Annotated in this window: 7 protein-coding genes and 1 pseudogene; 4 read left to right on the top strand and 4 right to left on the bottom strand. The window is 72.4% G+C overall.

Translation table 11 applies throughout. The annotated features are described in order from the left end of the window. Positions 1 to 354 (top strand): annotated as a pseudogene (locus tag L2I40_RS16220) (hypothetical protein); the annotation flags it as partial. A 100-nt stretch (positions 355 to 454) separates the two neighbouring features. Here the strand turns inward: L2I40_RS16220 and L2I40_RS16215 are convergent. From L2I40_RS16215 to L2I40_RS16205, 3 genes are all read right to left on the bottom strand, one after another. Then, the gene (locus L2I40_RS16215) at positions 455 to 1093 is read right to left on the bottom strand and encodes a flavin reductase family protein (protein ID WP_237216235.1); all 639 of its coding nucleotides are present in this window, start codon (positions 1091 to 1093) and stop codon (positions 455 to 457) included. Positions 1094 to 1185: 92 nt separating this feature from the next. Beyond that, positions 1186 to 1488, bottom strand: a complete 303-nt coding sequence (locus L2I40_RS16210) for a DUF2312 domain-containing protein (RefSeq protein WP_237216234.1) — start codon at positions 1486 to 1488, stop codon at positions 1186 to 1188. A gap of 53 nt (positions 1489 to 1541) precedes the next feature. Next, entirely contained in the window at positions 1542 to 1853 is a 312-nt protein-coding gene (locus L2I40_RS16205) for a DUF1244 domain-containing protein (RefSeq protein ID WP_237216233.1), read from the bottom strand. 59 nt (positions 1854 to 1912) lie between these two features. Here L2I40_RS16205 and L2I40_RS16200 point away from each other — a divergent pair, with 59 nt between their 5' ends. Continuing rightward, positions 1913 to 3181, top strand: a complete 1269-nt coding sequence (locus L2I40_RS16200; protein WP_237216232.1) for a glycerate kinase type-2 family protein — start codon at positions 1913 to 1915, stop codon at positions 3179 to 3181. Between the two features lie 54 nt (positions 3182 to 3235). Here the strand turns inward: L2I40_RS16200 and L2I40_RS16195 are convergent, their stop codons facing one another. Continuing rightward, the gene (locus tag L2I40_RS16195) at positions 3236 to 4387 is read right to left on the bottom strand and encodes an OmpA family protein (RefSeq protein WP_237216231.1); all 1152 of its coding nucleotides are present in this window, start codon (positions 4385 to 4387) and stop codon (positions 3236 to 3238) included. Between the two features lie 478 nt (positions 4388 to 4865). Here L2I40_RS16195 and pyk point away from each other — a divergent pair, with 478 nt between their 5' ends. Further along, a complete protein-coding gene (gene pyk / locus L2I40_RS16190; protein ID WP_237216236.1) occupies positions 4866 to 6287 on the top strand; it encodes a pyruvate kinase in 1422 nt (473 codons plus the stop codon). A gap of 97 nt (positions 6288 to 6384) precedes the next feature. Further along, positions 6385 to 6788: hypothetical protein (locus L2I40_RS16185; protein WP_237216230.1), on the top strand; the 404-nt coding region annotated here is incomplete at its 3' end.

The raw sequence follows: 6788 nt of genomic DNA, 5'->3' as shown, positions 1-6788 counted from the left end.
TGGGCGGCGCTGGGACTGTCGGCCCTGGCGGCGGCGGCGCTGGTCGGGGCGGCGCTGCGCCGGTCCGCCTCGGGCGTCGCGACGCTGGCGGTGGCTGCGGCGGCGACGCCGCTGATGAGCCCTTTCCTGCTGGACTACGACCTGCTGCTGCTCGGCCTGCCGCTCGCCTGGGTGACGGCAGAGGCGCTGCGGACGGGCTTCCTGCCCTGGGAGAAGCCGGCGCTGGCGGCGGGCTTCGTGCTGGCGCTGGTCGCGCGGCCGCTGGCGCTGTCGATCGGCCTGCCGGTCGCGCCGCTGGTCACCGCGGCGCTGCTGCTCGTCGTGGCGCGGCGCGCGAGGCGTTACGCGCGTTGAACCCGGCCTGGGAACTGGGGCGACGCCGCGGCGTCGCGTCGAGAGTCAGGCACCGGAACGGGGTCCCCGCGAGACTGCGAAGCGGTCTCGTGGGCAATTCTCAGAGGTCGCGCTGGCCGGGCGCGTAGCTGCCGCCATCGGTGGGACGGAGGGCGGAGAAGAGCTCCGTCACCTCGGTGTAGTCGCGGTAGCCGCAGCGCGCGATGGTGCGCGCGGCGAGCATGTCGAAGCGGCCCTCCTTCAGCGCCCAGTCGGCGATGTGCACGCCGACCACCTGGCCGATGACGAGGTGACCGCCGGTCGCGCGGCCATCCACGTCCTTCAGCTCCATCGCATGCACCACGCGGCATTCGAGCGAGGCCGGGCTCGCCGCGACGCGCGGCGGCTTCACCAGGCGGCAGGCCGCGCGCTCGAGCCCCGCATGCTCGAACTCGCTCTCGCCGTCGGAGAGCGCGGCGGAGGAGGCGTTCATCGCCTCGAAGAGCGGGCGGGTGGCGAGGTTCACGACGAACTCGCCGGACGCGATCGCATTGGCCGCCGTGTGCTTCCAGCCGTCGCTGCCGAAGCAGCAGATGGCAGGCGTGGTCTGGATCATGTTGAAGAAGCTGTAGGGCGCGAGGTTGGCGCGCCCCTGCCCGTCCAGCGTCGAGATCCAGCCGATCGGGCGCGGTGCGACGATCGCCTTCAGCGGATCATGCGGCAGCCCCGCCGCGCGATGCGTGCCGGCTTCGTAGAACATCTCTTCATGCCTCAAGCGCCGGCGCCCGCGCCGCGGGCTTGGCTGGTTGTGGACTGGCCGGGCCGCGCGCGAGACGCCTGCCCGACCCGGCGCTACATCCCGAGCGCGCGGCGGTAGAGGTCGAGCAGCGTCTCCTGCTCCTCCACCTCGGCGGGTTCCTTGCGGCGCAGGCTGATGATCTGGCGGAGCACCTTCACGTCGAAGCCGGCGGACTTGGCTTCGGCGTAGATGTCCTTGATGTCGCCGGCGAGCGCCTTGCGCTCCTCCTCCAGCCGCTCGATGCGCTCGACGATCGAGCGGAGCCGGTCGGCGGCGATGCCGCCCACATCGGCCTCCGGATCCGCCTTCTGGCGGTCGCGGCTGGCCTTGGCTTCCTGAAGGTCGCTGTCGCTCACCCGCTCATTCCCCATGCGAAGGGCGCGGGTCGTGCCACGCTTCGGCGGCACGATCAATGGCCGGGGTTGGCGGCGGCGAACTTCGCCTTCTGCTCGGCGGTCGCCTCCTTCTGGTGCAGCGCCTGCCACTCCTTGTAGGGCATGCCGTAGACGATCTCGCGCGCATCGGGGTCGGACAGCGCGATGCCCTTTTCCTCCGCCGCGGCGCGGTACCATTTGCTCAGGCAGTTCCGGCAGAAGCCGGCCAGGTTCATCATGTCGATGTTCTGCACGTCGGTCCGCTCGCGCAGGTGCTGCACGAGGCGGCGGAAGGCGGCGGCTTCCAGCTCGGTCTGCGTGGCCTTGTCCATCTCGGGCACGGGCATGGGTGGTCTCCTTCGCGCGGTAGATGGCCCATCCCCCGCGTCTTCGCCATAGTCGGCCGATGGGCTGGACGGACGAGGCCGCGCGCGCGGCGCTGAAGGGGATGTTCGACGCCGCGGTGGCGAGCGCCGATCCGCGCGTCGTGCTGGCGCGGCACCTGCCGGAGCGGCCGAAGGGGCGGGTCGTGGTGGTCGGCGCGGGCAAGTCGGCCGCGGTGATGGCGGCGGCGGTCGAGGCCGCCTGGCCCGATGCGCCACTCTCGGGCGTCGTCGTGACCCGCTACGGCCACGGGCACCCGACACGACGGGTCGAGGTGCTGGAGGCCTCGCATCCGGTGCCTGACGCCGCCGGAGCAGCGGCGGCGCGGCGCATCCTGGATGCCGTGGCGGGGCTGAGCCGGGACGACCTCGTGCTGTTCCTGGTCTCGGGCGGCGGGTCGGCGCTGACCACGCTGCCGGCGCCGGGGCTCACGCTGCCGGACCTGATCGCGGTGAACCGGGCGCTGCTCGCCTCGGGCGCCACCATCCACGAGATGAACTGCATCCGGCGACATCTGTCGGCCTTCTCGGGCGGGCGGCTGGCGCTGGCCGCGCAGCCGGCGCGCGTCGTGACGCTCGCGATCTCCGACGTGCCGGGCGACGACCCGGCCTCGATCGCATCCGGGCCGACGGTGCCCGACCCGACGAGCTTCGCCGATGCGCGCGCGCTGGTCACGCATTACGGGATGGCGCTGCCCGAGGCGGTCGTGGCGCATCTGGCACGGGCCGAGGACGAGACGCCGAAGCGGCTCGATGGCACCGATTACCGCTTCATCGCGACGCCGATGCTGGCGCTGCGGGCGGCGGCGGAGGCGGCGCGCGGCCGCGGCCTCGTGCCCGTCATCCTCGGCGACGCGCTGGAAGGCGAGGCGCGCGAGGTCGGCAAGGTGCTGGCCGGCATCGCGCTCTCCGCCCGCGCGCATGGTCATCCCGCCGCCGCGCCCTGCGTCCTGCTCTCGGGCGGCGAGACGACGGTGACGATCCCGCGGGATGCGCGCGGGCGCGGCGGGCGGAACGGCGAATGCCTGCTCGGCGCGGCGCTGGCGCTGGCCGGCGCGCCCGGCATATGGGCACTGATGGCCGACACCGACGGCATCGACGGGTCGGAGAGCAATGCCGGCGCGATCGCCGCGCCTGACACGCTGGCGCGTGCGCGGGCGGCGGGGCTGGATCCGCGCGCCCTGCTGGCGGCGCATGACAGCTTCGGCGTGTTCGCCGCGCTCGGCGACCTGGTGGAGACCGGGCCGACGCTGACCAACGTCAACGATTTCCGGGCGCTGCTGGTGGGCTGAATCGGAAAGGGGCACCGAAGCGCCCCTTCCCTGTCGCGCGATGCGTGCCCGCGGTCAGCGGAGCACGATCTCCACGCGGCGGTTCTGCGGCTCGCGGACGCCGTCGGCGGTCGGCACCAGCGGGCGGCTTTCGCCGAAGCCCTGGATGGTGATGGCGCTGCGCGGGATGCCGCGGCGCTCGAGCTCGGCCGCCACCGCATTGGCGCGGCGCTCCGAGAGGCGCTGGTTGTACTGCGGCGTGCCGGAGCGGTCGGCATGGCCCGACACCTCGATGCGGGAGACGCCGCCGCGCTGCGCGTTGGTCGCCGCGTCGCCGATGATCTGGCGGGCGCGTTCCGTCAGGTCGGCGCGGTTCCAGTCGAAGAACACCAGGAAGGTGCGCGCCGGCGCGGGGGCCGCGGCCGGGGCCGGGGCGACGACGGGCGGCGGCGGCGCGACGCCGAAGGTGTAGCGAAGGCCGACCATCAGGCTCCAATTGCCGTTGTCGACCTCCACCGAGCCGGCCTGGCGCGTGGCCACCCCCGTCGTCGACACGAAGGTGGCATCCACGTCGTCGGAGAGGGTCGCGAAGTAGCGGCCCTCTGCGGTGAAGGCGAGGCCGGGGACGGACGCGATCGGGAAGGCCGCGCCGGCGATGACCTGCCAGGCGAAGTTGCCGTTGTCGCCGTCGATCGTCACCGAGCGGCCGGTCGTCGGCGCATTGATGCGCACATTGTCCCAGTTCTGCACGGCATAGCCGGCACCCGCACCGAGGTAGGGCACGATGGCGAAGCCGCCGAAGTTCCAGCCGAGGTCGAAGTCGTAGAAGACGTTGGCCATCACGCCGTAGCTGCTGACGTCGCCGCCCTGGTTCCGCGGCGCGGCGATGCCATTGAAGCCGGAAATGCCGTTGATGCTGTTCTCCCGGTAGTTGCCCTCGATCTCGACACGGATGCCGTTGCCGAAGGCGTAGCCGAGACTGATCACGCCGACCCAGCCGAGGTCGAAATCGGCGGTCCCGGTCTGGCCGACGCCGGCCGCGCCGAGCGCGCTGCGGAGCCCGCCCTGAGAGGTCAGGTCGCTTTCCTGCAGCCAGTTCAAACCGGCCCCGGCGGCGATGTAGACGCCGCGGAGGTGGCTGGGGTTCTGCGCGAACAGGGGCTGCGCCCCAGCGGCCCCCGGGACCAGCACGACGGCGCTGGCGAGCAGCAAGTTGCGAAACCTCATCGTCTTCTCCCGATCGTCCCACATGGATCCGGCGCAAACCCGTGCCGGTTGCCTGCAGTGCCCTCGGAACGCTGGGGTGACGCGCGGGCCGCACGGCTCCACGCAAATCGCTCGGCGTGTTGCCGGACCGCCACACACATGGCGCGGCGCGACGATCACGCTTTGCGGCGAAGCGAGTAGAAACTTAGCGAAAATAAGCTTTCGCTTTCCTGTGGTCCGTTTCGCTTAAGGTCACTAAGGTTCGCGCATGCGTGACCCGACCCTTGAAGCCCTTCTCGCCCAGCGTGGCGCCGTGACCCGCATCGCGACCGCGCTCGGCATCTCCACCGCCGCCGTCAGCCAGTGGAGGCGGGTGCCGGACGAGCGCGTGTCCGAGGTGGCTCGCGCGCTGGGCGTGCCGCCGGAAACGGTGCGGCCCGACCTCGGCGTCCTGCCGCCCTCCGAGGCGCCGCGGCCGGCGCCACGAACGTCGACCCGCATGCCGCTGCGGCGCCGGCGGCGGACCAAGATCATCGCGACGCTCGGCCCGGCCTCCTCCTCGCCCGAGGTGATCGAGCGGCTGTTCCGGGCGGGTGCCGACGTGTTCCGGCTGAACTTCAGCCATGGCTCGCACGCCGACCATGCCGAGCGCATCGCCATCATCCGTGCGCTGGAGCGCAAGGTGGAACGGCCGATCGGCATCCTGGTGGATGTGCAGGGGCCGAAGCTGCGCGTCGGCAGGTTCCAGGCCGGGCGGGTGCAGCTGCAGACCGGGCAGGGCTTCCGGCTCGACCTCTCGGCCACGCCGGGCGACGTGCGGCGCGTGCAGCTGCCGCATCCGGAGATCATCGCGGCGGCCGGGATCGGCACGACGCTGCTGCTCGACGACGGCAAGCTGCGGCTGCGCGTGACGCGCCAGCGCGACGACCACCTGGAGACCGAGGTGGTGGTCGGGGGCGCGCTGTCGGACCGCAAGGGCGTGAACGTACCCGACGTGCTGCTGCCGATCCCGGCGCTGACCGAGAAGGACCGCGAGGACCTCGCCTTCGTGCTGGAGCAGGGCGTGGAATACATCGGCCTCAGCTTCGTGCAGCGGCCGGAGGACGTGGCGGAGGCGAAGCGCATCGCCGATGGCCGCGCCTGGATCATGGTGAAGATGGAGAAGCCGCAGGCGCTCGAGAATCTCGACGAGATCGTGCGGCTGGCGGACTGCGTGATGGTGGCGCGCGGCGACCTCGGCGTGGAATGCCCGCCCGAGGAGGTTCCGCTGGCGCAGAAGCGCATCGTGCGGGCCGCCCGCGCGCTCGGCCGCCCGGTCGTGGTCGCGACCCAGATGCTGGAGAGCATGATCACCGCGCCCGCGCCGACGCGCGCCGAGGCGTCGGATGTCGCGACGGCGGTGTTCGACGGGGCCGATGCGGTGATGCTCTCGGCGGAGACGGCGGCCGGGCAATTCCCCTACGAGGCGGTGAACATGATGGACCGCATCGTGGCACGGGTGGAGCAGGACAGCGGCTGGCGGACGCTGATGGACGCGAATCGCCCCGTGCCGGAGAAGAGCTCGGCGGATGCGATCGCGGCGGCCGCGCGACAGGTGGCGCACACCATCGAGGCGGAGGCGATCGCGACCTTCACCTCGACGGGTTCCACCACGCTGCGCGTGGCGCGCGAGCGGCCGGATTGCCACATCCTCGGCCTGACGGCGAGCGAGCGGACGGCGCGGCGCATGGCCGTGGTCTGGGGGGTGCATCCGCTGGTGACGCCGGAACTCCATTCGATGACCGACATGGTCGCGAAGGCGATCCGCGCGGCGGCGCAGGAGGGCTTCGCGAAGACGGGCGACGAGGTGGTGGTGACGGCGGGGGTGCCCTTCGGCACGCCGGGCACCACCAATGCGCTGCGGGTCGCGATCGTGAAGTGACCGGGGCGTCGTCGGCCCGGCGATTCACGCCGATCGCGGGCCAGTTGACGCCGGGCGGCGCATCCGCCTTCCCTGCGCCTCCCGTTGGAGAGCCCCGATGCGTCGCCTCGTCCTGAGCCTCGCCTTCCTGCTGGTCGCCGCGCCCGCCCTCGCGCAGCGCGAGGGGGTCTACGAGGTGACGGGGACGAACCTGGACGGCACGCCCTATACGGGCCTCGCGCAGATCCGGCTGGTGGGGATGAACTCCTTCAACATCACCTGGCGGATCGGCAACCAGATCGTCGAGGGCGTCGGCATGGCCTCGGGCCGCACCATCGCCGTGACCTATGGGCTCGCGCAGCGGCCGGGGATGGGGATCTACCAGCTGAACGCGGACGGCTCGCTCGACGGCGAGTGGACCATCATCGGCGCGCCGGCGATCGGGCGGGAGCGGCTGGTGTTCCGCGAGACGCCGGCGACGGCGGCACCCGCCGAGGCGCCCGCCGCAACCCCGGCGCCAGC

It is taken from the genome of Falsiroseomonas oryziterrae (assembly GCF_021864505.1).
In the GTDB taxonomy this organism is placed as follows: Bacteria; Pseudomonadota; Alphaproteobacteria; order Acetobacterales; family Acetobacteraceae; genus Falsiroseomonas; species Falsiroseomonas oryziterrae.
This window is presented reverse-complemented; position numbering and strand designations above follow the sequence as displayed.